The organism is Streptomyces sp. CNP082, assembly GCF_059570535.1.
The window spans coordinates 170,461-196,421 of record NZ_JCANSZ010000004.1 but is presented as its reverse complement, the minus strand read 5'-3'; the positions used below and the strand labels follow the sequence as shown (position 1 = coordinate 196,421).

The following is a 25,961-nucleotide window of genomic DNA, read 5'->3' as shown; positions in this document are numbered from 1 at the left end:
ACCCGCCGGTCAGCGCAGGGTCGGCACCGCCCCGCGCTCCGCCCACGCCACGTCCACCCCGCGCAGCCCGCTCGCCCACCCCGCGGTGATCTCCGCGAGCCGGGCGGCATCCGGCGGCGCGGCGCCGAGGCCGATCGCGTACCGCGTGCCCCCGGTCCCGGTGCCGACCGGGCGGGGCCAGGCGTGCGCGTCCGTCACTCCGGCGTCGTCCAGGGCGGTGAGCAGCGCCCGCAGCCGCCCCCGGACGCGCCCCAGCGTCTCGTCGGACTCCTCGGCAGACCCGGGGTCCACGGTCACGACCGCCCAGGCCGCGTGCCGCCGGTGCAGGGGCGGCGGTGACAGCAGCCCGGGCCAGGGGTCCTCGCCGGTCTCCGCCGCCTCCTCCAGGAGGGTCCAGGCGTGGTAGAGCTCGTCGGCCAGCAGGTCCCGGAAGCCGGCGGTGACCTGTCCGGTGCAGTTGCGGACCGGATCGGTGGGGGTCAGGAGAACGACCGGCGCCACCGGCGGTCCCGTACCGGCAGGCGTGAGGGCGACCGGTTGCCGCCAGTCCCAGGCCGCCCAGGTGCCGAAGAAGTGGCGCAGCAGGCCGGGCCCGGCCAAGTCGTCAGCCACGTCCTCTGCCTCGCGTGCCGTCCGGGCCGCGAGCACCGACCAGGCCAGACCCGGCAGTCCGCCGAAGGGGGCCGAGTCGAGGCCGCGCGCCCCGGCCCACGCCTTCACCTGCCTGGCGAGCCGGGTGAAGGCGGTGTGGCGGTCGCCGGCCGCGGCCCGTACCGCGTCCGCGTCGCTCACCGCGCTCAGGGCGACCGCCGCCGCCTCGCCCAACGCGGCGCGCCGGGCCACGGCTTCGCCGGGATCGAGCGTTCCCGTGGCGACGATCACCAAGTCGACGTCCAGGTCGACGTCCAGATCGACGTCCGGGCCGCCGGTACGCAGCCGCAGACCCGGCACGCGCGCGCCGGTCACCTGCCGGACCCGGGTGGCGTCCGGCAGCGCGGCGGTCACCCGCGCCCGTACACCGGCCAGGTCGTCGCTGCCGGGCAGCGCCGCGACCAGGTCCAGGTCCGCGCCGGCGAGGGCGCAGCCCATCCGCCGTGATCCGACGACGTGGACGGCTCCTTCTCCCAGCGCCTCGGAGATACGCCGCACGATCCCGCGCACCCGGGCGTCCTGGGCCGCGCTCTCCGCGCCCGGTTCGGCGGCTGCGGCTGCGGGCACGTCGGTCGTGTCGGGCAGCCACCGTACGCGGCGGGCGTCGAGGGCGTTCGCGGGCTCCGCGGCGCCCAGGTGGAGGTCCGCCGCCACGCCGTAGTGGTCCGATACGTAGAGCCCGTCGGCGGTGGGTGAGTCGCCCCGCAGGTGGGCATCGGTTGCTTCCAGCCGTCCCGGGCGGAGGAAGATCCGGTCCAGCCGGGAGGCCCGGCCGGACAGCGAGGACACCGCGGCCAGCGGGTTGGCGCCCGGGTCGAACGTCGGCGTCCGGTCGCCGGGCCCGTGGACCTGCGTCCAGGCGTCCCGCAGTCCGAGCGCGGCGGCCGGTCCGTCACCGCCGTCGTTGAAGTCACCGACGAGGATCAGCTCGCCGTCCACACCGGCGAACCCCTCCGCGAGCCGGGCGAGTTCGGCCCGCCGCCGGGCCGGGCCGTTGTCGGAGTGGTCGCTGCTCAGGTGGGTCGCGGCCACCACGAGGGGCCCGGCGGCGGTCTCCACGGTGAGGGCGGTGACGGCCTTGTGCGGGCCGAGTCCGTGCCACCCCGCCTCCCGTACGGGCAGCCGGCTGAGCAGCAGCAGCCCGCCGTCGTCGACGTCTCTTTTTCCTGGTCCGCCGGGGTCGGTGCCGAGGGTGTAGCCGGCCCGCACCCAGGGGGCCTGCATCAGCCGGGTGAGCAGACCGGCTTCGACCTCCTGCAGCGCGATGACGTCCGCGTCTGCGTCTTCGAGGGCGGCGAGCAGCAGGGGGCGGCGCCGGGCGGTCTCGATGCGGTCGCTGTCGTAGCGGTCCCACAGCGTGTTCCAGGTGAGTACGCGGACACTCGCCGCCCCGGTCACAGCCATCGGCGGCATGCTTTCGGCGGGGCGCCAGCCGACCCCCGCCTCCCACCTGACAGGTGTCCTGGCCGAGAAGAACGGCGCCCGCAGCAGCCGCGGCGCCCGCACCCTGCCGGCCTCCGAGGTGTCGATGCGGTCCACCCCGGTGGCGCGGTCCCAGACCAGCTCGCCGTCCGCCTCGACGAACAGCACCCGGTGCCACGGGATGTCGCCGCCGGGCACGAAGGAGGGCAGCGGGACCCGCTTGGGGGCGGCGCCGCGCTGGTTGATCCCCAGCACGAACCTGGCCGGATCGAACCGCGGGTCCCAGCGGACCCGGTGATAGATCTCGTCGCTCGTACGCATCACAGCTCCCCTCCGCCGACGGCGTCGTCCAGGGCGCCGCTGGTGTCGACGACGGTTCCGCCCGCCCCGACGTACCACGTACGGTGCGCCTCGCCGGGGTACGGCGGGGTGAACCGGTGCAGTTGGGAGGCGAGCACCCCGGAAGGCACCGGGTGCGCCCGTACCTGGTTGCGCCGTACCAGCTCGTCCTCGTCGACCAGCGCCACCACGTGGGTGACCAGGGCGTCGCGGCGCCGCGCCACCCGGTGCACCGGGGAACGCTGGTGCCTGGTCAGCGACGTGGCGTCCCACACCACGGTCCCCCCGCCGGCCAGCGCCTCGTCGAGCCGGTCAAGACCCTCCCGCAGGACGTCCCCGTTGGCCCGCTGGTCGGCCCGCGCGCCGCGGGCCTGGCGCAGCTCGTCGAGGCAGACGTACGCGTCGGCCCCGCGGAGGCTTCCGGCGAACGTGCTCTTCCCGCTGCCCGAAGGACCGACGAGGTGGATCAGCCGGGGAAACGCCCCAGAGCGCCACCGCCAACTCGCCGCCACCGCCTCCTCGACGCTGCCGATCCGCCCGTCGGCGTACGCGTCCCGCGCCTGGGCCCAGCACCGGTCGGCGGCGTCGGGACCGAGGCCGCCGAGCGCGTCCCGCAACCCGGCACGCAGCGGCTCCAGCGGCGCCTCGCCGAGCAGCCCGGCGTCCTCGGCGTGCAGCGCGGACCATTCGACCTGCTCGCGCGCCTCGGCGCCCGGCGCGACCGCCGCCGCGACCGCGTGCGCCACCCCCACGTCGGCGGCGAGCGCGATGCGTACGAGACCGGCGCGGCGGTCGCCGTCGGGAAAGGGGCGGTGCAGGTTCGGGGACAGCCCGGCCAGATCGGCGACCCGCCGTGCGGCCGGCATGCCCAGCCGCCCGGCGAGCCGGGGCGCGAGCGACGCCCGGGGCGTGCCGTGCAGCAGCACGGCCAGGACGCCCGCCAGCCGCGCGTCGCCGTACCGGCCCAGCGCGTCCAGCCGCGCGGACACCTCGGCGACGGCGGCCCCGGCGGCGGCCGGGTCCTCCGGGGCGGCGCCCGCCGCGGCGGTCAGCGACGGCACATGGGCCGCCGCCCCCGAACGCACCGCCCACAGCGCGGCTTTCGGACCCAGCCCGTTCTCCACGACGGCGGCGTGCATCCAGTGCGTATCGGTCTGTACGTGTCCTGTACGCACCCACTTGGCCACCCGCTGCCCGAACTCCCCCAGACCGAAGCCCTCGACGGTACGCACGACGTAGCCCTCCTGGCGCGCGGTGTCCAGCCGCAGCGCCCGCAGCGACCGCTCGTCGAGCACGCCGCGCCACAGCACCGGGGGCGCGGGCACGCCCAGCCGCCGCAGGAACCGGACCGTCCGGTCCCAGTCCAGGCAGCGGTTGCCGCCGTCCCAGACGGAGAACCCGTAGAACCAGCTCTCCAGGTCGTCGTACGCGATCGAGTGCCGGGCGAAGAGGTTCTCCCCGCACACCCGCCAACCCGGCGGTATCTGGCTGCCGATCCGCCCCTGGAGGGCCTTCACCCACGCCCGCGAGGGATGGTGCCCGGAGTCCAGCGACCGGGCGTGGAGCCCGTCGGCGTAGAGGGTGGTGTTCTCCCCGTCGAGCTTCTCGGTGACCACGACCTCGCGGCCCCGCAGCCCCGACAGGTCACCGGCCCGTACGTCGTCCGAGGCCGCCCCGGGCGACCACGGGAGATGCGGCGTACGGGGATAGTGCACACGCATGGTCTCGGCTCTCCAGGGCGCTTCGGGTCCGGTCACTGTAGGAGGCCGATGAGAGCGGATCCATCGAATTTGCACCCCGCGCCCCGCCCGAAGAACCGCTTCAGATACGGCCCGTGGCCCGGCAGCGGGGGCAGCGGCACGGGGGCCAGCGGCCAGGCAGCGGCACCGGGGCACCGTCGGCGGGCCGCCAGCGGATGCGGCTCGCGGGGCCGCGGCGGCCGGTCCGTGAGACGTGGTAGACGGTGAGCGTCAGACCCGGATGGTCCGGCGGCGGGGGCAGTGGCTTCGACGGCATTGGCCCCCTCACCGCCCTTCGGCGGCCGGGCGACGGGAGGCGCCCCGGGGCCCGGTCACCGGCGGCCCGGTCACCGGCGGCCCGGTCACCGGCGGCCCGGTCACCGGCGGCCCGCGCCGGCCGGCGGCAGCAGGCCGCGCGGTGCGCGGCCGGGGCCGCTCCTGCGGCGTCTCCTGCGGCGTTTGGGGGGCCGGGATGTCGACGGGGTCCAGGTAGGCGAAGGCGAAGACCGCCGCCTGCGCCCGCGAGCGGACCGCGACCTTCCGTACGGCGCTGCTGAGATGCGCCCGCACCGTCCGTTCCGAGATCCCCAGCCGGCGGGCGATGAGACGGTTCCCCGCGCCCGTACCGACGAGGAAGAGCGTCTGCCGCTCCCGATCGGTCAGCAGCAGGATTCCGTCCGGATCCCCCGGAGCCCGTAAGCGCCCTTCCGCAACGGCCTCACACGGGCTCGGCTTTCCCTGGCCCACGGCAGTCAGCCCTCCCAGCCCCCCGGTTCGCAGTGGCACGGCAGCCGCGAAAGTATGCCGGCGGCCGGAGGCGGGTCAAGGAATCCGGACGTCCCGGCGCAATGCTGGCGATTACTCGCCAACGTCCCCGCAACTGCCTTGCGGCAGCGTCCCGTACGCCCCGTCCGCACCGGCCCGCGCCGGGCCCCGGAGGGCGGGCGGTGCCCCCGCGGAACCGGTGGATGAAAGCTTGACGTGGGCATTAACCAAACGTTGACCGGCCCCTGTCATTCTCTTATCAGGCCCGCCAGCAGGGGGAAATGCCGGGCCGAGCGGTCGGCCGCTTTCTACACCGATGAGGTGAGCGGCCCACACGGTGCCCGTCCGATGACCATCAGGGGAAGTCGTCGGACGGGCACCGTCCTCGTTCCCGGACACGGCCGGACGCCGACCGGCCCCGCAGGTTCCGCCCCCCGCCTCAACCGCCGTCCTCGCCGGCTTCCCCACCTCCAGCCCGGGTCACGTCCGCTGGCGTGGTGCAGCGGATCCGGCACCACGACTCGGCAGGTCGTGGCCGGGCATGCAGCCCTCGGCTGCCCCCGTCCGGCGCCGGGTGCACATCACGGGGACGAACTCCGGGTAACCCCCAAGCCGGAGTCCGAGTTTTGGACGGCGTCCCGCCGAGTGGTGTAGCGGACCCGGCACCATGACTCCGCGGATCGCGGTCTCGCGGCTGGGCTCACCCGCGACAGCAGCCGGCGCTTCCGCCGCGGGGTTGGCCCCTTTGCCGTGCACGGCACGAGTTTGCCGCGCCCAGCGCCCAGCGCTGAGCCGGTGTTCCGGCTCGGGACAGTCGCGCTCGGGGTGCGCGTCGCCTGCGCCATGCCGTGGGACAGGACCTGCCGGGTGGGCGGGGCCGGCAGGCGGTACGGCCCAGCGGGGGCCTGCACCGGGTCTCGCCCCGGCCGGTGGACGCCCCGGCAAGGCGGACAGGTGCGGTGTCGGGGTGGGCGTTGTGCGTGCGGGGCTGCGGCGACGGGGGGTTTTGAGCATTGGCCCCCTGGGCCGCACTGCTCGGCTCCCCAGAAGTGCCGCACTTCTGCTTCGCCGGCGACGTCACGGAGCAGACGGCGACCCGCCCACACCGCCTCGGGGGGCGGCCTTCTCCCCCGCAGCGCCGAGCGCGCCCCCACTTCGCCGCTCCCTATGGCGACGGAAGGTCAAAACTCGCGGCAACCCACCCGCCAGACCCGGGCAAATCGCCCGCGGGGATCGACTTTCGCCCCGCGGCGCGCGCCCGAAGGCCAGCCGGCGCCGCATCCGCCCCGGGGCGTTCCGTATGCGCCTCGCCGTGACAAACTCTGGGTAACCCACCCACGAAACCAGGTCAAATCGCCCACCGGGGCCGACTTTCGCTCACCTACGCGCACTCGACGGGCTCCCAGGCGCGCCGAGTGCGCGTAGCCGAGTCCGCTACACCACGTCGCGGGACGCCACCGCAGGCCGGGCCGACGAAGGCCCGGCCGGGGTCGCGGAGTGGGGCGGGGCCGACGAAGGCCCGGCCGGGGGCAAGGAGTCGGGCGGGTGGTGCCGGGCGGCCCGGGACCGGGGACATGCCCGACACCCCCGCCGCCGAAGCCCCGCCCACATCCCCCTCACACCCACCCAAGGGTATGCGGCCCCACCGACAACGCCGGCTGACCACGGCAGCCGGGGGCAGCAGCCCGGCACGGGGCAGACCCGGAGAAACGTGCCGCCGGCTGCTCGGGGTGGGGGCCTGGTACGGGGCGGGGCCCGGTGAGACGTGCCGCTGGCTGTGCGGGGTGGGGGCCGGTGCGGGACGGCCGGCTGGCGGGGGCCCTGTTCCGGGTGCGCGGTGTCGGGGCACATGGCTTCGATGCGAGCTGGGTTGACGGGGGTTTTGAGCATGGGGCCCACCTCGAACGCCCGCCGACTCCCAGAAGCACTCCGGGCTGCGACGTCCGCGGCGCCGATCCGGGACCACCCGCCCCGAAGCGGGACCTGAAGCCCGACAGGGGCCGCGCCACGGACTTCCGGTCGGCCCTCGTCGTGCCGGCACCCCGCCCTCGGGGCGGTGGGGTGCGTCTCGTTGAGCAAATCTCGGGCCATGTGGGCGATTTGACCCGGTTCTGAGGGCCGGTTGCCACGTATTTGTCACGGTGACGTTCACCGGGCCCGGCTGGATGGCCGCTGACGCCCCCGCGGGGTGTGGGTCCGTATATACGGGGGCAAAAGTCGGGCCGCGTGGGTGGTTTGTACCCGTTTGGCTTGAAGGTTACCCAGAGTTTGTCCCCGCCGCGTGCACACGAGGGCTGCCCCGGGCCGTCGACAGGCCTTCGGGCGCCGAACCGCGCCGGTTTCCCCACGTACGCCCCCCGGGCCGGGGCCGAATTCGTCACCCCTGGGCTCGGCGTGGGTGTGGCGCGGGGTGGGCCTCGCTTCGGGGCTGGTGGTTCTGGATCGGCGCTGCTCTCGTCGCAGCCCGGTGTGCTTCTGGGAGGCGGCCGGCGTTCGAGGTGGGCCCCATGCTCCAAAATCCCCGACGACCCAGCTCGCATCGAAGCCATGTGCCCCGACACCGCACCCCCGGAACAGGGCCCCCGCCAGCCGGGCTTGCCCCGCGATCACGTCGCGGGGCCTGATCGCGCCCGAGACCCGCCTCGCCGACCCGCGCGCCCACGACGCCGCCCCGCAGAACCGCTCGGGGCTGGCCCCGATCAACCGGGGCCAGCCCCCTCCGGCAGCGCTGTCCGCCCGCGGCTTGCCGGGTGACGCCGGTCGGACAGGCCGGGATCGCGAGCGGTGCCGAGCTGGGTCAGACGTCAAACTCGGATGCGAACTGGACGAAGGCGCCGAACTCTGCCGGGGTGAAGACCAAAGAGGGGCCGTCAGGGTTCTTGGAGTCCCGCACGCCGATACGGTCTGCACCGAGCTTGGCCACCTCGACGCACTCGTTGCCGTCGGGGCCGCTGTAGCTGCTCTTGAACCAGCGGCCGGCAGGGTCGGTGGGGAGGAGGGCTGAGCGGTGAGTCATCGCGAGATCTCCTGTCGTACGACGCCGAGCAGTCGGGCGGATGCCGACGCGTCGGCCGCCTGGGAACGAAGGTAATCGAACGTGATTCTATAAGCGGCAACGTCTTCGGGAACATCCAAGTAGAGCCCGCGGCGCCGCATTTCGATGTACACGATGCCCATGGAGTTGCGCGGCTCGCCTTCATCGTCTCTGCCGAGAATGACGAAGTGCCCGGCGCCTGCCGCGTGCGCGCCCGCAGCGAACGGGAGCACCTGGATGTCGATGTTGGGCCGCTGCATGACCTCCTGCAGGTGCTCCAACTGCTCCCGCATCACGTCTACGGAGCCGACCACTCGACGCAGTACCGCCTCGTCCAGAACTACCCAGAGGTGTATCGGGGCTTCTGCCCGTTCGAGGATGGTCTGACGCTGCATCCGCGCCTCCGTCATCCGCTCCACCTCCGTATGCGCTCGTCGCACTTCGCGGGCCTCATGAACTGCCATCGCGTAGCGGCGCGTCTGCAGCAAGCCGGGAACGAAGCCGTTGGCGAACACATGCTCGTAGGTGGCTTCGTGTTCGAAGGAGACGAGGGGATCCATCCACTCCGGCACCGCCGGGTTGCCGACCCACCAACCGTCGTCCTGCGCCTTGGCGATGGAGACGAGCGTGTCGCGTTCATCCACGGAGGCGCCGCATGCATCAGCGATAGCGCGGACCGTGGCCCAGCGGACCCGGGACCGGTCCTGCCAGGTCTCGTAGCGGCTCACGGTGGACTTCCCGACGCCTGCGGCTTCGGCGACTTGGACTTGCGTCATGCCGGCACGTTCACGCACCTGCGTCAGACCCCGTGCAATCTGCATGCGGCCGGCCGGTCCAAGCGAGCGAGCGGTCACGCCCAACCACCTCCCAGGATCATCTGACTGAGCGTACGCGCGTGCTGCCTGGTCGCTCACATCTACTCCTTTGACGGGAATCCAACTCTCATGGGCTTCCCATGACAGGGAACCCATGTCATGCTCTGCCGAGGTTACACACGGCGTCAACTTGGTCACATTCCGCGATCGCGACGGCTGGCTCAATGGAGGGCACATGGCCCATCTGGCTTGCGAAACGCCATCAAACGCCCTTGCTGCAGACGTTCTGCGCACGACCGAGCCCATAGGGCTTGACGTGCTGGATCGCCTTCGGCGGGCCCAAGTGCCGCTCGGGCCGGTGGCCTTCACCGTTCCGCGGCAGACGATCGAGTTCATCGTCCCCGCGGGGACCGCCGGGTCCTGGCCGGTGCAGCCGGGGACGACATGTGTTCGGGCGTGCGCCACGCGATGGCCCTCGGCGGGCCGGGGGTTGCCCGTTGGCGGGCGGCGCTGGCTGGTTCCGCCGGCGTCGGCCGCGTCGCCGCACACCGACGCCGACGCCCTCTGCGAGGCCGTCGCCGCCACCCTGGCACACCGGGGGCTGGCCTGGCTGTTCGAGACGAGGGCCGCCGCATGAACCCCCTTCGTCCTGCACCTGCTTTGGCGACCCCACCCGGCCTTCGTGACCGCTTCGCGGCGAGGGTCAGCGCTCTGCGCCGGGACCACGGTCCCCGGGCGGCCTTCGTACTGCCCGGCGGGCACACCGCGCTGCCGCGGCACGCGCGGCGGATCGCCGGCGAAGTCCTCGACGGCTGGGCCGTTCCGGCTGACACCCGCGATGACGCCGAGGCGATCACCTCGGAGCTGGTCACCAACACCGTCCTGCACACCCCGAGCCGCCGCATCGAGCTACGCCTGCGCATGCACGACCGGCACCTCACGGTCGGCGTCGTCGACCAGGGCCGCGGCGCACTTCGGCTCGGTAAGCGGACCGAGGAGCACGGCACCGGCGAGCTGATTGAATCCGGGCGCGGGCTGCTCATGGTCGACAAGCTCACCCGGCAGCAGTGGGGAGTGCTCTCCTGCCGTGGCGGCACCCTGGTATGGGCCCGGCTGACCCTCTCCGCTCCCACGTTGACGGCTCCCGGGCGGGGGCGGTGACCCGTGCTTGCCGCCAACCTCCCTACCCGCCCTGCCACAGATCACCACGCCTTGGGCGAGGTTTTCGTACGAGGGCGTCGCGGTCGAGGACCGCGATCTCAGCCCACCGTGAAGGGAATTCCCCGATGATCAGTGCCAGCGATACCACCGGCGACACCTCTGCTGACCGGCAGAACGAGGAGGTCCCACAGCGCAGTTCCTCAGCGGCGGGCGACTTGCTCTGGGAACTGCCCGCGGTGCGCGTGATGAGCTTCAGCTTCGCGCGCGGGCCGCTTCCCCTCCCCGCCGCGGACATCACGCTCGACCTGCGTCGGTTCAGCGGCTCCCCGGTGCGAGAGCCCGGCGATGCCGCCGACCTCACCGGCGTGACCGTCTGTGACGCATGCGCCCAGGTGGAGCTGACGGCGGAGGGGGCTGCAGAGTTGGTCGAGGGTGTAGTCCCCCTGGTTGCGGCGTTCCGCAGCGGGCCGGTCGGCGGACCGGTCACCGTGGCCGTGGGATGCGCCGACGGGCAGCTTTCCGTGGCCGTCGCGACCTCGATGCAGCGGCGGATGAACGGCCTGGTCCGTGTGACGGTGGAGCACCTCGGGACGGGCACGGCACAAGGTGCTCCTGCTCCGCCCCAGTCGTCTGGGGCGGACGGCCCGCGGCCCTGACGGCGCGGGCCTGCAACCCGCGGGGAGCACGGGCCGGGGCGTCTTGTGCCCGCGATCCCCGCGGCCGGCTAACGGGTAAGGAACGCGGCCGTGCACGGCCTGCTCTGCACCAATCCGCGGAAGGGCACGGTGAACGAGGCGAGTGCGTTCCGTCCCCGCCTCAGCCGCCGTGCCTCGCCGCGTCCCGCGCCAACTTCCCCGCCTCCAGGCCGATTTCCCGCAGGGTCCCGCTCAGCGGCGGCGTGTACCCCACGAAGTGCAGTCCCGGCGCCCCCTCCGGTGACCGCCACCCCCGGGTGCGCGGCAGGCCGTGGGCGTCCAGCACGTTCAGGTGGCCGACCAGTTGCTCCAGCCCGCGCCGCCAGCCTGTCGCCGCGATCACCGCGTCCGGCTCCGCGCGGTCGCCGTCCGCCAGGATGACGCCGTCCGCGTCCAGCGCCGCTACCGCCGGGACCGGGAGCACCCGGCGTTCGCGTACCGCCGCGACCAGGCCCGTGTCCACGACCGGGACCGCGCCCTCGCGCAGCCGGGTGTAGAGGCCGCTCGCCGGGCGGGGCAGGCCGTACGCGCCGAGGTCGGGGACGGCGATGCGGCTGACCCTGGCCGCCAGCTTGTCCACCGTGCGGGCCGGCAGGGCGCCGCTCAGGCGGCGGCCGGTCACCGCGCACCAGCCTGCCGCCGGCCTGCGCACGAGGTGCGGCAGCGTCCGTACCGCCAGCCGTACCCGCTTCGCGCCGCCGGCCGCCAGCTCCACGGCTATCTCCGCGCCCGTGTTGCCCCCGCCGACGACGAGGACGTCCTTGCCCTCGTACGGGGCGGGGTTGCGGTAGTGCGCGGCGTGCAGCAGTTCGCCGCGGTACGTGTCGCGCCCCGGCCACTCCGGTACGTACGGGGTGTGGCAGTACCCCGTGGCGACGACGACGCGGCGGGCTTCGAGGACCCGGCCGCCGGTCGCCGCCGCCTGCCAGCCGGCGCCTGACGACGGGCTGGCCGACGGGCCTGACGACGGGCCGGCGCCGCGGTCGATCCGCGCCACCTCCACGTTGTGCACGATCTCCAGCTCGTGGCTCTCCGCGTACTCCTCCAGGTAGTGCGCGAGCTGGTCCCGCCCCACCCACCGCCCGTACCGGCGCGGGATCGGCGTGCCCGGCAGCCCCGACATCCCCCGCGGCGTGTGCAGCTTCAGCCCGTCGTAGTGCCGGCGCCAGGAGTCGCCGATCCGGCCGCCCCGCTCCAGGACCACGGCCCGGATCCCGGCGGCGCCCAGCGCCGCCGCCGTCGCGAGCCCCGCGGGGCCGCCGCCGACGACGAGCACCGGACGGTCGTCCGGGCCCGGCTGCGCACGCCCCGGGCGCGCGGGTCCCGGTTGCGGGCGCTCTGAAGGGACACGGTCATGAGACATGCCGGTGAGCGTAGTGGGGGCACCCCCGCCAGTGGGGGCGTAGCCGGTGGGGGAGGGGGCACCCCCGCCAGTGGGGGCGTAGCCGGTGGGGGAGGGGGCACCCCCGCCAGTGAGGGCGTAGCCGGTGGGGGAAGGGGCGAAGGCCGCCGTCCGGCGGCTTGCGCGCTCGTAGCACTATCGATTCAGCAGCGGGTACGCTGCGCGCTCACACCTGCTTCGGCGGCTTCCGCCCCGTCACCCCGAGGTGCACCAGCAGCGCCAGCGACGGCTTCAGGTCCGCCTGCCTGACGCCCCACGTCTGGAACGCCTTCTGGTGCGCCGCCACCCCCGCGAGCATCACCACCAGCGACCCGGCCACCGCCGCCGGCTGCACGGCCTCGTCGACCCGGCCCTTCGCCTGCAGCTCCCTGATCGACTCGGTGAGGGACTTGGTGACGGAGTTGAGGATCTTCATCCGGATCTTGTAGAAGCGCTTGTCGCCCTCCGCGGCACCGAGGTCGACGACCCGCAGGATCGCCTCGTTCCGCCGCCAGAACCCCAGGAACCCGTCGACCAGTTCCTCCGCGGCCTGCGCCCCGGACTTGCCGGCCCACGAGCGGCCGGCGACCAGCCCGGTCAGGTCGGCGCCCTCCTTGGCCAACTGCTCCGCGAGCTCCAGGACTGCGCCCTCGACATCCGGGAAATACTGGTAGAAGGTCGCGGGCGACGTGCCCGCCCTGCGGGCCACGTCGATCACCTTCACGTCCCGGTACGGCGAGGAGTCGAGCATCTCACCGAGACATGTGAGCAGCTTGGTGCGGGTCGCCTGGCCGCGCCGGCCGGCGACACGGCCGTCCACCGTCCGAACTTGACCTGTCATGCCGTCAGCTTACCGACGTGTGATCGAACCGCGATCTGACGAGGGCAAACGGGGAGGCCACCCGGTCGGAAGTGCGCGAATTGCCACGCTCGATCAGAATTGACCCGACGTTCGGGGTATTTTCGCAAGAGCCGATGTCCGCTCCGGATACGTTGGCGATGCGACCCATCGCACGATCCCCGTCCCGCCGGTCCCCTCACACCAGTCCCCACCACGGTCCCATGGAAGGACGACGGCCATGGCCGCATTCGCCGAGGGCTCACCCTGCTGGGCCGACGCCGCACTGCCCGACCTCCGCGCCGGTGAGCGCTTCTACGGGGAGCTGTTCGGCTGGACGTTCACGGAGGGCGGCGCGGGCACGGGCAGCGGCAGCGGCTTCCCCCGGCACTCCCGGGCGCTCCTCGACGGCAGGCCGGTCGCCGCGCTGGTCGCCAAGCGGGACGGCCGGATGCCCACGGAGTGGGGCGTCCACCTGGCCACCGGGGACCTCGCCGGCACCGTGGCGAAGGTCCGCCAGGCCGGCGGCACCGTGCTCACCGGGCCGACGACGGCCTCGGAGGCCGGCAGCAAGGCGGAGGTCGCGGACCCGGACGGCGCGGTGTTCTCCCTCTGGCAGGCCGGTACGCGGCCGGGCTTCGGCGCGACCGGCGTGCCGGGCGCCTTCTGCTGGACCGAGGTCTACGTACGCGACGCCGCCGCGGCCGACGCCTTCTACCCGGCCGTCTTCGGCTACGAGCTGGCGGATCCCCCGTCCGGAGCGGGCGGCTTCAAGGCGTGGGCGCTGCCGGGCTCGGGCCGGCGGGTCGCGGGGCGGGCGCTCGTCGGCGACGTGCTGCCGGCCGAGATGCCGCCGCACTTCCTCGTCTACTTCCGGGTCGGCGACGTCGGCGACGCGCTGGATGCGGTGCGGCGCGGGGGCGGGCGGGTGCTGGTGGACCGGCGGGAGCTGCCCGGGGCGACGTTCGCGGTGGTGGCGGACAACCAGGGGGCGGCGTTCGCGGTGCTGGACGGCGACGCGGGCGGTGAGGGTGCCGATGCCCCCGCCACCAGCGCCGACAGGGCCTGACGCCGTGCTCTCCCGCGCCCCGTGGGCGGTACGGGCCCCGGCGGTCCGCCGGACCCGGCGGTTCCAGGGGCGGCGGTGCCCGGAGCCGCCCCCCGGGTTAGCCCCGGCGCGTTCCAAAGTGGAGAATCGGCAGGCGTACTTTCGGGACTGACGGCCGTACGCCTGCGGTGAGAGGCTGCAGGGGGGCCCGGTTCCGGGAGCCCCCCACGGGGAGGTGGATGGTTACGTGGTCGAGCAGCTTGCGCAGCACGACCCGAGGCGGATCGGTCCTTTCGAGGTGCTCGGCAGGCTGGGCGCCGGCGGGATGGGTCTCGTCTATCTCGCGCGGTCGGCCTCCGGGCGCCGCGTGGCGATCAAGACTGTCCGCAGCGAACTGGCCGAGGACCAGCTCTTCCGCGTGCGCTTCACCCGCGAGGTCGAGGCCGCCCGCGCCGTCAGCGGCTTCTACACCGCGCCCGTCGTCGACGCCGACCCGCGGGCCGCCGTGCCGTGGCTCGCCACCGCGTACATGCCCGCGCCCTCGCTGGAGGAGATGGTCAACGACTGCGGCCCGCTGCCGCCGCAGGCCGTGCGGTGGGTGGCCGCCGGGGTCGCGGAGGCCCTGCAGTCCATCCACGGCGCCGGGCTCGTCCACCGCGACCTCAAGCCGTCCAACGTGCTCGTCCTGGAGGACGGGCCGCGCGTGATCGACTTCGGTATCGCCTCCGGGGTCTCCAACACCCGGCTGACCATGACCAACGTCGCCGTCGGCACGCCCGCGTACATGTCGCCGGAGCAGGCGCGCGACTCGCGCAGCGTGACGGGCGCCAGCGACGTCTTCTCGCTCGGCTCCACCCTCGTCTTCGCCGCCACCGGGCACGCACCGTTCCACGGCGCGAACCCCGTCGAGACCGTGTTCATGCTGCTGCGCGAGGGGCCCGACCTGGAGGGGCTGCCGGACGAGCTGCGTCCGCTCATCGAGGCGTGCATGCAGATGTCGGCCGACCACCGGCCCTCCCCGGGGGCGCTCCAGTCCGACCTGGCGCCGCACCTCTTCGGCGCCGCGGGCGACGACAGCGGTACGGCGTCGGCGTGGCTGCCGCAGCCGGCGATCCGGATGATCGAGGCGCGCCGGGGGGCCGCGGCCACGCTGGGCGGTGCCAGGGGGCACGGCTCGTCGGGGCGGAACGGGGGATCGCGGGGGTCCTCCGCGTCGCGCCGGTCGATGCCGCCGCGGCCCGCGCACCCGCCGGCCCCGGCGCCGTCCGCCGGGCCGGGAGCGGGGCCGGGGGCGGGGCCCGTACCGCAGTCGCCGCCGCAGCCGGCGCCCCCTTCCGTACCGCACTCGGCACCGCACTCCGCCCACGGGCGGCACGCCGGGCCGCCCGGGGCCGGCTCCCCCCACGGCGGTGCGGGGGCCGCCCATGCCGCGCCCGGCGCCGCCCCGGCCGCGCCCCCCGCGGCGCCGCCGGAGCACGCGCCCGCGCAGCAGCCGGGCGCCCCCTCTGCCGCCGCCCCGCAGCACGCCGGCGCCGGGGACCAGCAACTGGCCGGCGCCGCCGTGCCGATCGGCCCCGGCCCCCGCGTCGTGGACGCCCGCGCCGCGCGCGCCCGCGCCGCCGCGGACGGCGGGCTCGACCTGGGCTGGGCCCGCCCCCGCGGCGACGCGGCGCACGGCGCCCCGCCGGCGTCCGCCCCGCACTCCGGCCAGCTGAACGCCGCCTCCCCGCCCACCACGGCCCCCCAGCCCCCGGCCGGGGCCGCACCGCAGGAGCCGGCGCGGTGGCGGCCGTGGCGGTTCCGGATGTCCAACGACGTCTGGGGCAAGCCCGTCGTCTCCGGAAACCTGCTGTACGTCACCTCCTTCGAGGTCCACGCCCTGGACGTGACCAGCGGCAGGCGGCAGTTCAAGACCCGCGAGGTCGCCTGGTCCATGGCGCTGTCCGACGGCCTCGTCCACGCCTCCGACGGCCCCAGCCTCTACGCCCTCGACGCCGCCGACGGCCGCGAGCTGTGGCGCCAGGGCACCGGCGGCTGGGTGTACTCGCTCCAGGTCGCCGCCGGCACCGTCGTCACCGGCACCCGCGGCGGCGGCCTGCAGGCCCGGCACGCGGCGACCGGCGAGCCGCTGTGGGAGATGAACGGCGCGCAGACGGAGTTCGAGACGCAGGAGGCGGGGCCGCTGGCCCACGACGGCACGGTCTACGTCTGGGGCGAAGGACGGCTGCGCGCCCTGGACACCCGCTCCGGCGCCGAGCGCTGGTCGTACCCGGTCGGCGACGCCGCCGCCTGCGGCGGCGTCCCGGTGCGGCTGCTCCCCGCGGATGCCACCGCCGGTACAGCGGCGGGCCCCACGGTCTTCGCGGCGGCGGGCAAGCGGGTCCTAGCCCTGGACGCCGCGTACGGCACGCTGCGCTGGACGTTCGAGGCCCCGGCGGTGATCCTCAGCCCGCCCGCGTACGCCCCGGGCGCGGCCCTGAACGGCGGCGGCGTCTTCGTCGCCGACCACCTCGGCACGGTCTACGCCCTCGACGCCGCGGACGGCCGCGAACGCTGGCGCATCGCCACGGAGGCCCGCCAGTCCATCGAGCCCGTCCTCGTCGCCGACGGCCACGTCCACGTCGGCAGCGGCTCCGCCCTCTACACCCTCGACGCCGTCGCCGGCACCCCGATGTGGCGCTTCGCCACCCGCGGCGACCTCATCGGCGCCCCCGTCGCCGCGGACGGCCGCGTCCACTTCGGCTCCGCGGACCACTGCATCTACGCGGTCGACGCCGTGGGCGGCCAGCTCCGCTGGAAACTCGCCACGGACGGCGAGATCACCGGCTCCCCGGTCGTCGCCAACGGCGTCGTCTACGCCTGCAGCAAGGACCGCTGCGTCTACGCCCTGGACGCCGGAAAGGGCACGGCCCGCCGCTGACCGGGGGCGCCGCCCGCGCGCCCCTCAGCGGCGCAGGAGGTCGACCATGCCCCGCGGGTTCTCCGCCTCGCCGCGCTCTGCGAGGGCCCGGCGCATCAGCTCGAAGTAGGGGGTCAGCAGTTCGGCGCTGACGCCCTGGTGGCGGGCGGTGTCCAGGAACGTGGGGGTGCCGGCGACCTGCATGGCGAGGCTGGAGACGTCGTCCTGTGCCTGGCCGCCGGTGGCCGGTCCGGCGGTGAGTTCGGCGGCGATCCCGTGCGCGGCCGGGGCCATCGCCGTCAGCCAGTCGGTCAGCAGCCCCGCGAACGCCGCCGGGTCCACGTCCTCGTTGCGGATCAGCGCGAAGGCGTGCGTGAGGCCGGCGAACATCCCGTACATGGCGCTCAGCAGCGCCACGTCGTGCAGCGCCGCGAAGCCCGGGTCCGCGCCGGTGTACGTGGTGCCCGCCGGGACCGCCAGGGTGTCCCGGTGGCGGTCGAACAGCTCCCGCGGGCCGCTGTAGAACACGTAGCCCCCGGCCTCCGGGACGCCGATCATCGGCGGTACGGCCATGATCCCGCCGTCCAGGTAGCGCGCGCCCCGCTCCTGCGCCCAGGCCGCGCGGGTACGGGCCTGGGCTGGGGTGCACGTCGTCAGGTTGACCACGTCCTTGCCGGTGAGGTCCGCGCCGGCCAGCACCTCGCCGACCGAGGTGTCGTCCAGCAGGCAGACGACGACGAGGGATCCCGCCGCGACCGCCGCCGCGGCGGTGTCCGCGGTACGGGCCCCCTCGGCGGCCAGCGACCGGGCGCGGGCGGGGGTGCGGTTCCAGACGGTCACGGGGTGGCCGGCGGCGAGCCAGGCGCGGGCCAGCGCGGTGCCCATCGAGCCGAGGCCGAGCAGGGTGACGGAGGGCTTGCCTGCGGTGTTTCCGGTGTGCGGTGTCATGACGACAAGGCTGGTCACAGGCCCGTAGCTGATCAAGTACGCACTTTCGAGTGGGTGGTTACCCTGGGGTGAGCGAGCACCTCGGCGGGGGTGCGGAAGGCGGGAAAGGCGGGAGGGGAGCATGACCACGCTCAACCGGCCCGGTGCACCGGACGGCCACGTCTGCGGCATCGACGCGGCGATGGAGATCATCGGCGGCAAGTGGAAGGTGCTGATCCTGTGGGCGCTGGACGGCCGGCAGGCCCGCCGCTTCGGCGAACTGCGCCGGCTGCTGCCGGGGATCACGGAGAAGGTCCTGGCCTCGCACCTGCGCGAGATGGAGACGGACGGAATCGTGCGGCGGGTGTCGTACGAGGAGGTGCCGCCCCGTGTGGAGTACTCGCTGACGGACGCCGGCGCGCGGCTGAACACAGCGCTGGTGCCGCTGGCGGAGTGGGGCAGGGAGCGGGCCGTGGCGGCACGGGCCGCGGAGACGGCGGGCTCCAGCACCTGACCCCCGGCGTACGCGCCGCCGGCGCGCGCGCCGCCCGTACGGCGGGCTGATCCCGCGGACCCGCCGCCGCGGACCCCCCTCCCCGGACTCCCCCGTGTCCCGGGCCTCCTCGCGAGCGCGTCCGGGACCCCGCCCCCCGCCGGGGCCCCGGACCCACCTCCCCCGCCACGCGCTCGGCGCCTGCGCCGTGCCCCGCCGGTGCCCCGGCTGTGCGCGGCCGACCCCGTGACCGGCCGCGCCGGCACCGAGCGCTTGTGGTGCCCGCGACCGAGGATGTCCACGGCGGTGCGCGGACGGCAAGGCGGATCGGCGTTCGCGTACGGGCGCTGCTGCCGGACTCGTCGGAGTCCGGCACGGCGGTGGCCGGCGGCACCGTGCCGGGCCTGAAGGCCGTGGGCAGTTGGGCGCAGATCCATCCGGCCCGTACGCCCGGGCTGTGCGTCACGGAGGGTACGGACCGCACGCGGCGCTACCGCACGGCGGTCGCGGCGCAGCAGCCCTGCGGGCGGGCCGACCGGCCGCTGGTGTACCTCGAACCCGTCGGCGACGGCGCGGTGCAGATCCAGTGGCACCACCCTGAGCACGGCGTGGGCTGCCTGACCGCCATGCGCGACGGACCGGGCCGCGGCCTGCTCGAACCGCGCGACGCGTGCGCCGACGACGATCCGGCGCAGCGCTTTTGGATCGAGGCGGTCGACCGGCCGGACGAGAGGCGGTTCCGGATCCGCCCGGACAGCGGCGCGTGCCTGGCGCTGCGCGACGAGGACACCGCCCCCGGCGCCGAGATCGTCCAGGCGGACTGCTCCGGCGCCGGGGACCAGGAGTTCCGGATCAGCCTGACCCCGCCGCCGTAGCCGGCGGTCCTGCGTACCGGGCGGCGAGGGCGGCGGCGCGGTCGCGCAGGGCGGTACGCAGCCAGTCCGGCGCCAGCGCCTCGGCGTCCGTGGCGAGTTGCCACACCGCCCACTCGGCGTGCCGCGCGTCCTGGAACGCCGCCTCCAGCCGCAGCCGCCCGTCCGGCTCCACGTCCTCGGCGAGTACGGCGAGCGCGGTGCCCACCAGCTCCTCGCGGCGCCGCGGCGTGATCCGTACCGCCACGGCCACCTGCTCACCGCCGCTACGGAACCGGGCGCTCCGTTCCTGCCAGGCCCGGTCGAGGTCGACGCGCCCGGGGCGCCGGGCCGGTTCGGACAGTTGTGCCGCGGCGCGGATCCGCGCGAGGCGGTAGGTGCGGTCGGCGCCGTCCCGGGTGGCGAGCAGATAGCCCTTGTCCCGTACGGTCACCAGGCCGATCGGGTCCACCGTGCGCCACGCCGCGGCCCGGCCCTCCGGGGCGTAGCGGATCCGCAGCTTCCGCCCGGCGAACACGGCGCCTCGGACGGCGGCCAGCACATCGTCCGGTACGTCGTCGGCGGTGAGCGGGCGCGCGAGGAGGTCGGACTCGGGGTCGACGAGGAGCCGTTCGGCCACGCCGGCGGCGGTGTCGCGGTAGCCGGGCGGCAGCGCGTCGACCACCTTGAGCATCGCCGACGCGAGCGCGGAGCCGAGCCCGAACGCCTGCGCCCCGCGCCGCGATCCGGCGATCAGGAGGGCGAGCGCCTCGTCGTGGTTCAGCCCGGTCAGCTCCGTACGGAACCCGGGCAGCAGCGCGAACCCGCCGTGCCGGCCGCGCTCGGAGTGGACCGGCACGCCGGCCGCGGACAGCGCGTCGATGTCGCGCAGCACGGTGCGGGTGGAGACCTCCAGCTCGCGGGCGAGCACGGCCGCGGAGAGCCGGCCGCGCTGGCGGAGCAGCAGGACCAGCGAGACCAGGCGATCGGCGCGCATGCGAAAAAATCTAGCAAGATACACGACACAGGGTGTCGTCTTTCGCTGTGAGGCTGACGCCATGGAACGCACAGCGATAAACCCGGTGAACTGGTCGACGGAGATGGGCTTCCACCAGGGCGAACTGGTCTCCGGACAGACCCGGACCCTCTTCGTCTCCGGCCAGACCGCCATGAGCCCCGAGGGCGTACCGCAGCACGCCGGCGACATGGCCGCCCAGCTGAGGCTCAGCCTCGACAACCTGGAAGCGGTCCTCGCCGCCGCGGACATGTCCCTGGCCGACCTCGTCCGCCTCAACGTCTACACCACCGACGCCGACCTCCTCTTCCAGCACTACGGCGAGCTGGCCGCCCGCCTGGCCGGGGCGAAGGCGGCCCCGCCGACGACGATGCTCGGCGTGACCCGCCTGGCACTCCCGCCCCTGCTCGTGGAACTCGAGGCCACCGCCGTCGCGTAGCGCGGCCCGGGACGGGTCCCCCGCCGGCCGTGGCACCGTGGCGCCCCTGCCGGCGGGCCTGCGGCCAGGCCGGGTCCAGTGCCGGGAGGCGGCGGGCGGCAGGCGGGAGGCCGGGCTCCATGGGCAGTTGCTTCTTCTTCGTTTTCGTCCTCGGCTCCGCGTTCGCGATCGGCTTCGGCCTCGGCGGCGGCTGGGTCTGGGGCCTCGCGGCCGTCGGCGTGCTGATCGTCCTGATGCCGCTGCGCCGGCACCGCTACCTGCTCGGCTCGACCCGGGTCCTCAGTGCCCACCTGCGCCGCCACGGGCAGAGCACGTCCGACATGAAGATCCGCTGGGTGCGCATCGAAGCCGTCACGGGGCTCGACACCCGGGGCCGCCGGCAGTCGCACGTCACGTACGACGAGATAGACGGGGTGCCGCTCACCCTGCTCGCCCGGTTGTCCCGGCGACGGCTGGTGGCGGTGGTCGAGGGCGACCGCCTGACCCTGTGGCACCGCCGGCTCGGCCGCTACCGCGAGGCCGCTCAGCTGAACCCGCGCACCCTGCGCGTCAACAACGTGGACCGCGATCTCCTGCTGCAGCAGCGCGCGTTCCTGGAAGTACACCTGTTCACGCCCATCCACGAGCCCCACAACCTGATCGCGGACTTCGGCAACCGCAGGACCATCAGCTTCTCCGTCCGGTACGGACCGACATGAACCGAAGGGCGCGGGCGGCGCCGCCCCGCCGGCTTCCGCGGACCGCGGAAACCCGTGGACGGCGCGCGGAAGATCACCTACTGTGTGAGGGCGCCACGCCCCGAGACGACCGGAAGGAGGCGAGTGCCGTGCAGTTCACACCTTTCCAGCGCTCCCCTCGTCCGCAGTCCGGCGTGGATCACAGGTTCTGACCGGGAGCGCGCCAAGCAGCACGTACCCCGGAGGAATCCATGACCGATCCGGTCATCCGCGCGCTCTCCCCGAGCGACGCCACTCTCTTCGACGCACTGCCCGACCCCCTCGGCGCCCGCGAAAACCACCGCCGCACCAAGTTCCGTACGGAATGGCAGCGCGTCGCCCTGCGCCACGGCGAGGTCGTCGCGCGCGGCGCGTGGTGGGGCGGCCCCGACGACGCGGAGCCCCTCACCGTCAACTGGTTCGACGTGGCCGAAGGCGAGGAGGAGGCGGGGGCCCAGCTCCTGCGCTCCGCGCCCTGGCAGGTCGAACTCGAGATCAACCTGCCCGGCGACTGGCGCGAAGAACCCGCGCTGCGCGCCGCCGCCGACGCCCGGTTCGCCGCCGCCCGCGCCGCCGGGTACGAACTCCTCGTCGAGCGCTACCTCTACCGCTGGACCCCGGAGCGCGGCCTGCCCGAACTCCCCGGCCGCCTGCGCTTCAGCCCCGAACCCGACGACGCCGTGTTCTTCGACGCCCTGCGCCGCGTCCACTCCGTGACGCTGGACGCCCACGCGCTCAGGGCCATCGAAGAAGGCGGCCTCGACCAGGCCGCCCAGGAGGAACTCGACTTCTTCCACTGGTGCCCCTCCCCGCGGGAGTGGTGGCAGACGGCGTACACGCCGGACGGTGATCTGGCCGGCATCCACATCCCTGCCCACAACCCCTCGGGCCCGACCATCGGCTTCATCGGCGTCGTCCCCGAACAGCGCGGCCACGGCTACGCGTACGACCTGCTCGCCGCGTGCACCCGCTACCTTGTCGAGGAGGGCGCGGAGTTCATCAGCGGCGCGACGGACCGGGGCAACTTCCCCATGGCCGCGCACTTCGCGAAGGCGGGCTTCCCGGTGGTGAGGGAGCGCATCAACTTCCGCCCGCCGGGCCAGGCCACGTAGCGCGCGGGGCGGGGGGCCGGCCGGGGCCGGCCCCCGTGCCCCGCGCCGGCTGCGCGGGCACGGGGCGTCGGCTCAGGCGCCCACGGTGCCGTCGATGCCCTCACGCAGGAAGTCCGCGTGCCCGTTGTGGCGGCCGTACTCCAGGAGCACGTGGACCATCACCATCCGCAGCGACACCTCCTCGCCCCACCTCGGCTGATACCCGGCCCGGTCCAGGGAACCGGCCTCCCGCTCGATGCGGCGCGAGTTCTCCACCTCGGCCTCCCAGGCCGCGAACGCCTCCTGTCGGGTCGAGGTGCTCGCGTCGTACGCCGCCTGGAAGTCGATCCGGTCGGACCAGACCATGGGCGCGTCGTTGTCGTCGAACACCCGGCGGAACCACGCGCGCTCCACCTCCGCCATGTGCCGCACCAGACCGAGCAGCGACAGCGTGGACGGCGGCATCGACTGCTGCCGCAGTTCCTCGTCGGTCAGCCCTTCGCACTTCATGGCGAGGGTCGCGCGATGGTAGTCGAGAAACGCCCGCAGGGTGTCGCGCTCGCTTCCCGACATGGGCGGTCCTACGCGGCTGTCGCTGGTCACTGGCCGTACCCCTCATCCGTGCTGCGTGCGGGGCCAGTATTCCCGCACGGCCCGGGAACCGGCCAGTGAGTAATACGCATTGAGCATTAGCGCCTATTACTCCCAGCGGAGGATCCGAACCCCGCCCACCAGGCGGCGCGGGGCGCTAGGCGGCGCGGGGCGGCTCCTGGGGGCGGTCGGCGGGGGCGCCCTCCTCGCCCTCCCCGCCCTGCTCGCCCCCCGCGCCCTGCCGGGGCTCGCCGGCGTGGGAGACGGAACGGTGCCGGAGCCGGGGCGGGCCCTCTTCCGCGGGCGGGGTGAGGGGGTGACGGTGCTGCTTGCCCCAGACGACCGCGCCGATCAGCATCAGCGCGGAGCCGATGACGGCGTTGGCGGTCCCGACGTCCAGTCCGGTGCCCTGGGTGTTGATCTCCAGACCGCCGACCAACTGGCTCTGCCGGAACATCCACAGCGCGGAGATGAACAGCGCCAGCACGCCCGCCAGAAGCACGAAGCCGCGCGAGCGCGTGAAGGTCCCGTAGAGGGCCAGCAGCGCGGCGACCGCCATGGGCAGGAAAAGCGACCCGAAGAGCTGGGCGCGGGTGGCCGAGATGCCGTCGAAGACGTCACTGAGTTGGTAGTACCGCCCGTCGCGGCCGTTGTACCAGGGCAGCCAGGCACTCGCGACGACGGCCGCGGCGCCGATGAGCACGAGGACGGATCCGGCGACGTAGCGCTTGTTGCTCGCGGTGTTCTTCTCCAGCATCTTCGTACTCCTCCGATGCCGTAGTCCCCCACTCGACGCTACGTCCGGATCACCCCTCCCGCCACCGGGGGCGTCACCGGGGGGCGCCGAGGAGGACCGGGCTCCGGCGGAAGTCCGCGCGGGATACACCCCGGCTACCAGCCCCCCGGAATGCACGCCACCGCGACAAACTCCCGATAACACCCCCGCAAAATCACCCCAAACCGCCCACGCGGCCCGACTTTCGCCCACTGACGTCGACCTCCGCAGTCCGCTCCCGCGGTGCGATCAGACGCAGCGAGGGCAGCATCGCGAGCAAGGCGACCCCGGTCAGCGCGGCGGAAACCCACACCGGCCCCAGGTCACCGGAGCCGGAGAGCGCCGCCGCTCCGATCGCCGGGCCGGCGGCAGCACCGGCGTTGAGGGCGACGGTTGCGTAGGAACCGCCCATCGCGGGTGCGCCGGACGCCGCGTAGAGAACCCGCGTGATCAAGGTGCTTCCCACCGCAAACGCCAGGGCGCCCTGGACGAACACCAGGATGAGCAGCAGGACCGGATGCTCCGCGAACAGCGCCAGAGCCAGCCAGCCCAGCAGCAGGACGGGCGAGGCCGCGCCGATCGTCAAGCGAGGGTGCCGGTCGGAGAGGCGTCCGGCGGCGGTGACCCCGGCGAAGGACCCGACGCCGAACAGCACCAGCGCCAGCGACACCCACCATTCGTCCAAGCCGGCGGTCCCGGTCACGATCGGTGCCAGGTAGGTGAATGCGGCGAAGGTGCCGCCGTTGACCAGAGCGCCGAGCAGCATCGCCATGAGCAAGCCGGGCACCCGGAGCTGGGCGAGTTCGGAGGCCAGGGAGGGACCGCGGTCCGGCCCTTCCGGTGCTTCGTCCGTACGGACACCGCCTGCGATGCCGAGTGCCGCGGGCACGCACAGCAGCGCGACCGCCCAGAACGTGGCCCGCCAGCCCAGTGCCGTGCCGAGCAGCGCACCCGCAGGCACACCGGCGACGGTGGCGGTCGTCGTACCGGACAGCAGGACCGCCAGGGCGCGCCCCTTCTGGTCCGGGGCCACGAGGCGGGTCGCGGTGCTGAGTGCCACCGCCAGGAACCCGGCGTTGGCGACCGCTGCCAGCACACGGGTTGCGAACAGCACGGAGAAAGCCGGGGTGATCGCGGCGACGACGTGGCAGAGGGCGAAGACCGCCACGCACCCGAGGAGTGCTGCCCGTGCAGGCCAACGGCGGGCGAAGGCGGCCATGGTGGGCGCGCCGACGATCATCCCGGCTGCGAACGCGGAGGTGAGCAGCCCGGCGGTCCCGACCGAGACGTCGAGGCTGACGGCGATGTCCGGCACCAGGCCGGCGAGCATGAATTCTGACGTGCCCATGGCAAAGACGGCCAGGGCAAGCAGGTAGAGCGCGAGGGGCATCGAGGACTCCGAGGCAAGTGAACGGACGGAAGGCGTCTCGTCACCACGGCCAGCCCAGGGATGCCCGACGGCCGCCCATGCGAAGGCCGCAGGGCGGGGAGGGGGCGGAACCTCAGGGGTTCAGGGGGCTGACGGCGTGACCGAAAGCCCCCACAGTGGATGCCTCGGGGCTCGACATGGCGCTCACCTTACTTCGGATGGGTGCGTGCCGTTGGGCAAAAGTCGGGCCGCGTGGGCGGTTTGGGGTGATTTTGCGGGGGCGTTGCCGGGAGTTTGTCACGGTGGCGCGCATTCGGGGCTACGCACTCGCCTCCCCGTGCGGGGGCCCGGGTGTCTGAGCGGAGCGGCGTGGGGAAGACGGTGTGTGCGAGGCAGGCACGGGACACCCGCTGTCCAAGGACCGGCAGTCTGAGGGGAGTACGTCGTGAACGTCGCTCTGTGGATCGTTGCCGCACTGCTGGCTGCGGTCTTTCTGGTCAGCAGCACCAAGCTGGTCATTCCGAAGGAGAGGATCCCCACCGGCTCCGCCGCCGCCCAATGGACCCAGGACGTCAGCCCCGGGGGCCTCAGGGCCCTCGGTGTCCTCGAACTCATGGCCGCCACCGGGCTGGTCCTGCCCGCGGCCCTCGACATCGCGCCGGTCCTGGTCCCGCTGGCGGCCGTCGGCGCGGCACTGATGATGGCCGGCGCGGTGACCATGCGCCTTCGTCGCGGCGAGAAGGTGACGACGTGGGGAGCCGACGCGCTGTACTTCGCGATGGCCGTCTTCGTCGCATGGGGCCGCTTCGGACCGGAGTCCTTCACCTCCTGACCGGACCCCGGGGTGCCGCAGGCGGTGCAGCAGCCGGAGGTCGGCCCGGATCGCCTCGCCGATGCGTTGTACGAC

Annotated in this window: 23 protein-coding genes; 11 read left to right on the top strand and 12 right to left on the bottom strand. The window is 74.1% G+C overall.

What is annotated here, in order from left to right; translation table 11 throughout:
- Positions 1–9 precede the first annotated feature (9 nt).
- The 5 genes from B124_RS05225 to B124_RS05205 all read right to left on the bottom strand — a co-directional run bounded on the left by B124_RS05225 (position 10) and on the right by B124_RS05205 (position 8,804).
- Positions 10–2,394: a poly(A) polymerase gene (locus B124_RS05225; protein WP_496501446.1), complete on the bottom strand. Its 2,385-nt coding sequence runs from the start codon at positions 2,392–2,394 to the stop codon at positions 10–12.
- Positions 2,394–4,133, bottom strand: a complete 1,740-nt coding sequence (locus B124_RS05220; RefSeq protein WP_496501445.1) for an RNA ligase family protein — start codon at positions 4,131–4,133, stop codon at positions 2,394–2,396. The genes B124_RS05225 and B124_RS05220 overlap by 1 nt, the downstream gene beginning before the upstream one ends.
- Positions 4,134–4,436: 303 nt before the next feature.
- Positions 4,437–4,898 carry a helix-turn-helix domain-containing protein gene (locus B124_RS05215; protein ID WP_496501444.1) on the bottom strand — a complete coding sequence of 154 codons (462 nt, stop codon included), beginning with the start codon at positions 4,896–4,898 and terminating at the stop codon, positions 4,437–4,439.
- Between the two features lie 2,815 nt (positions 4,899–7,713).
- A complete protein-coding gene (locus B124_RS05210) occupies positions 7,714–7,932 on the bottom strand; it encodes a DUF397 domain-containing protein (RefSeq protein ID WP_496501443.1) in 219 nt (72 codons plus the stop codon).
- Entirely contained in the window at positions 7,929–8,804 is an 876-nt protein-coding gene (locus B124_RS05205; RefSeq protein WP_496501442.1) for a helix-turn-helix domain-containing protein, read from the bottom strand. The genes B124_RS05210 and B124_RS05205 overlap by 4 nt, the downstream gene beginning before the upstream one ends.
- A 277-nt stretch (positions 8,805–9,081) precedes the next feature.
- Between B124_RS05205 and B124_RS05200 the strand changes: the two genes are divergently transcribed.
- From B124_RS05200 to B124_RS05190, 3 genes are all read left to right on the top strand, one after another.
- The gene (locus B124_RS05200) at positions 9,082–9,402 is read left to right on the top strand and encodes a hypothetical protein (protein ID WP_496501441.1); all 321 of its coding nucleotides are present in this window, start codon (positions 9,082–9,084) and stop codon (positions 9,400–9,402) included.
- Positions 9,403–9,425: 23 nt separating this feature from the next.
- On the top strand, positions 9,426–9,926 hold the full coding sequence (locus B124_RS05195) for an ATP-binding protein (protein WP_496501440.1): 501 nt from the start codon (positions 9,426–9,428) through the stop codon (positions 9,924–9,926).
- Positions 9,927–10,051: 125 nt separating this feature from the next.
- Positions 10,052–10,582 carry a RapZ C-terminal domain-containing protein gene (locus B124_RS05190; RefSeq protein WP_496501439.1) on the top strand — a complete coding sequence of 177 codons (531 nt, stop codon included), beginning with the start codon at positions 10,052–10,054 and terminating at the stop codon, positions 10,580–10,582.
- Positions 10,583–10,742: 160 nt separating this feature from the next.
- Here the strand turns inward: B124_RS05190 and B124_RS05185 are convergent, their stop codons facing one another.
- Both B124_RS05185 and B124_RS05180 read right to left on the bottom strand, forming a co-directional pair.
- On the bottom strand, positions 10,743–11,984 hold the full coding sequence (locus tag B124_RS05185; protein ID WP_496501438.1) for a flavin-containing monooxygenase: 1,242 nt from the start codon (positions 11,982–11,984) through the stop codon (positions 10,743–10,745).
- Positions 11,985–12,189: 205 nt separating this feature from the next.
- Positions 12,190–12,843: a TetR family transcriptional regulator gene (locus tag B124_RS05180; RefSeq protein ID WP_496501437.1), complete on the bottom strand. Its 654-nt coding sequence runs from the start codon at positions 12,841–12,843 to the stop codon at positions 12,190–12,192.
- Between the two features lie 238 nt (positions 12,844–13,081).
- On the opposite strand from B124_RS05180, the gene B124_RS05175 reads away from it, so the two are divergent.
- The gene (locus B124_RS05175; RefSeq protein WP_496501436.1) at positions 13,082–13,909 is read left to right on the top strand and encodes a VOC family protein; all 828 of its coding nucleotides are present in this window, start codon (positions 13,082–13,084) and stop codon (positions 13,907–13,909) included.
- A gap of 226 nt (positions 13,910–14,135) precedes the next feature.
- Complete coding sequence (gene afsK / locus B124_RS05170; protein WP_496501435.1) at positions 14,136–16,808, top strand: protein serine/threonine kinase AfsK; 2,673 nt, start codon at positions 14,136–14,138, stop codon at positions 16,806–16,808.
- 24 nt (positions 16,809–16,832) lie between these two features.
- Here the strand turns inward: afsK and B124_RS05165 are convergent, their stop codons facing one another.
- On the bottom strand, positions 16,833–17,735 hold the full coding sequence (locus B124_RS05165) for an NAD(P)-dependent oxidoreductase (RefSeq protein ID WP_496501434.1): 903 nt from the start codon (positions 17,733–17,735) through the stop codon (positions 16,833–16,835).
- A gap of 121 nt (positions 17,736–17,856) precedes the next feature.
- Between B124_RS05165 and B124_RS05160 the strand changes: the two genes are divergently transcribed.
- Both B124_RS05160 and B124_RS05155 read left to right on the top strand, forming a co-directional pair.
- Positions 17,857–18,228 carry a winged helix-turn-helix transcriptional regulator gene (locus tag B124_RS05160; protein WP_496501433.1) on the top strand — a complete coding sequence of 124 codons (372 nt, stop codon included), beginning with the start codon at positions 17,857–17,859 and terminating at the stop codon, positions 18,226–18,228.
- Between the two features lie 257 nt (positions 18,229–18,485).
- A complete protein-coding gene (locus B124_RS05155; RefSeq protein WP_496501432.1) occupies positions 18,486–19,082 on the top strand; it encodes an RICIN domain-containing protein in 597 nt (198 codons plus the stop codon).
- Here the strand turns inward: B124_RS05155 and B124_RS05150 are convergent.
- Positions 19,060–20,055 (bottom strand): helix-turn-helix transcriptional regulator, encoded by a 996-nt coding sequence (locus tag B124_RS05150; RefSeq protein WP_496501431.1) that lies wholly within the window; start codon positions 20,053–20,055, stop codon positions 19,060–19,062. The two genes, B124_RS05155 and B124_RS05150, sit on opposite strands and share 23 nt — an antisense overlap.
- Positions 20,056–20,116: 61 nt before the next feature.
- Here B124_RS05150 and B124_RS05145 point away from each other — a divergent pair, with 61 nt between their 5' ends.
- The 3 genes from B124_RS05145 to B124_RS05135 all read left to right on the top strand — a co-directional run bounded on the left by B124_RS05145 (position 20,117) and on the right by B124_RS05135 (position 22,340).
- Complete coding sequence (locus tag B124_RS05145; protein ID WP_496501430.1) at positions 20,117–20,512, top strand: RidA family protein; 396 nt, start codon at positions 20,117–20,119, stop codon at positions 20,510–20,512.
- 119 nt (positions 20,513–20,631) lie between these two features.
- Positions 20,632–21,210 (top strand): hypothetical protein, encoded by a 579-nt coding sequence (locus tag B124_RS05140; RefSeq protein WP_496501429.1) that lies wholly within the window; start codon positions 20,632–20,634, stop codon positions 21,208–21,210.
- A 230-nt stretch (positions 21,211–21,440) separates the two neighbouring features.
- Positions 21,441–22,340, top strand: coding sequence for a GNAT family N-acetyltransferase (locus B124_RS05135; RefSeq protein ID WP_496501428.1), 900 nt, complete (start codon positions 21,441–21,443; stop codon positions 22,338–22,340).
- 72 nt (positions 22,341–22,412) lie between these two features.
- On the opposite strand, the gene B124_RS05130 is transcribed toward B124_RS05135, so the two are convergent.
- The 3 genes from B124_RS05130 to B124_RS05120 form a co-directional block, all read right to left on the bottom strand.
- On the bottom strand, positions 22,413–22,922 hold the full coding sequence (locus tag B124_RS05130; RefSeq protein ID WP_496501427.1) for a DinB family protein: 510 nt from the start codon (positions 22,920–22,922) through the stop codon (positions 22,413–22,415).
- Between the two features lie 145 nt (positions 22,923–23,067).
- A complete protein-coding gene (locus B124_RS05125) occupies positions 23,068–23,667 on the bottom strand; it encodes a hypothetical protein (RefSeq protein WP_496501426.1) in 600 nt (199 codons plus the stop codon).
- A 193-nt stretch (positions 23,668–23,860) separates the two neighbouring features.
- Positions 23,861–25,075, bottom strand: a complete 1,215-nt coding sequence (locus tag B124_RS05120) for a Cmx/CmrA family chloramphenicol efflux MFS transporter (RefSeq protein WP_496501425.1) — start codon at positions 25,073–25,075, stop codon at positions 23,861–23,863.
- 424 nt (positions 25,076–25,499) lie between these two features.
- Between B124_RS05120 and B124_RS05115 the strand changes: the two genes are divergently transcribed.
- Positions 25,500–25,886, top strand: a complete 387-nt coding sequence (locus tag B124_RS05115; protein WP_496501424.1) for a DoxX family protein — start codon at positions 25,500–25,502, stop codon at positions 25,884–25,886.
- Positions 25,887–25,961: the final 75 nt, after the last annotated feature.

Bases quoted from the DNA above. Each gene is read 5' to 3' on its own strand.
- B124_RS05225 (WP_496501446.1), bottom strand. From the start codon at position 2,394: ATGCGTACGAGCGACGAGATCTATCACCGGGTCCGCTGGGACCCGCGG.
- B124_RS05220 (WP_496501445.1), bottom strand. From the start codon at position 4,133: ATGCGTGTGCACTATCCCCGTACGCCGCATCTCCCGTGGTCGCCCGGG.
- B124_RS05210 (WP_496501443.1), bottom strand. From the start codon at position 7,932: ATGACTCACCGCTCAGCCCTCCTCCCCACCGACCCTGCCGGCCGCTGG.
- B124_RS05190 (WP_496501439.1), top strand. From the start codon at position 10,052: ATGATCAGTGCCAGCGATACCACCGGCGACACCTCTGCTGACCGGCAG.
- B124_RS05185 (WP_496501438.1), bottom strand. From the start codon at position 11,984: ATGTCTCATGACCGTGTCCCTTCAGAGCGCCCGCAACCGGGACCCGCG.
- B124_RS05180 (WP_496501437.1), bottom strand. From the start codon at position 12,843: ATGACAGGTCAAGTTCGGACGGTGGACGGCCGTGTCGCCGGCCGGCGC.
- B124_RS05175 (WP_496501436.1), top strand. From the start codon at position 13,082: ATGGCCGCATTCGCCGAGGGCTCACCCTGCTGGGCCGACGCCGCACTG.
- B124_RS05165 (WP_496501434.1), bottom strand. From the start codon at position 17,735: ATGACACCGCACACCGGAAACACCGCAGGCAAGCCCTCCGTCACCCTG.
- B124_RS05160 (WP_496501433.1), top strand. From the start codon at position 17,857: ATGACCACGCTCAACCGGCCCGGTGCACCGGACGGCCACGTCTGCGGC.
- B124_RS05150 (WP_496501431.1), bottom strand. From the start codon at position 20,055: ATGCGCGCCGATCGCCTGGTCTCGCTGGTCCTGCTGCTCCGCCAGCGC.
- B124_RS05145 (WP_496501430.1), top strand. From the start codon at position 20,117: ATGGAACGCACAGCGATAAACCCGGTGAACTGGTCGACGGAGATGGGC.
- B124_RS05140 (WP_496501429.1), top strand. From the start codon at position 20,632: ATGGGCAGTTGCTTCTTCTTCGTTTTCGTCCTCGGCTCCGCGTTCGCG.
- B124_RS05135 (WP_496501428.1), top strand. From the start codon at position 21,441: ATGACCGATCCGGTCATCCGCGCGCTCTCCCCGAGCGACGCCACTCTC.
- B124_RS05125 (WP_496501426.1), bottom strand. From the start codon at position 23,667: ATGCTGGAGAAGAACACCGCGAGCAACAAGCGCTACGTCGCCGGATCC.
- B124_RS05120 (WP_496501425.1), bottom strand. From the start codon at position 25,075: ATGCCCCTCGCGCTCTACCTGCTTGCCCTGGCCGTCTTTGCCATGGGC.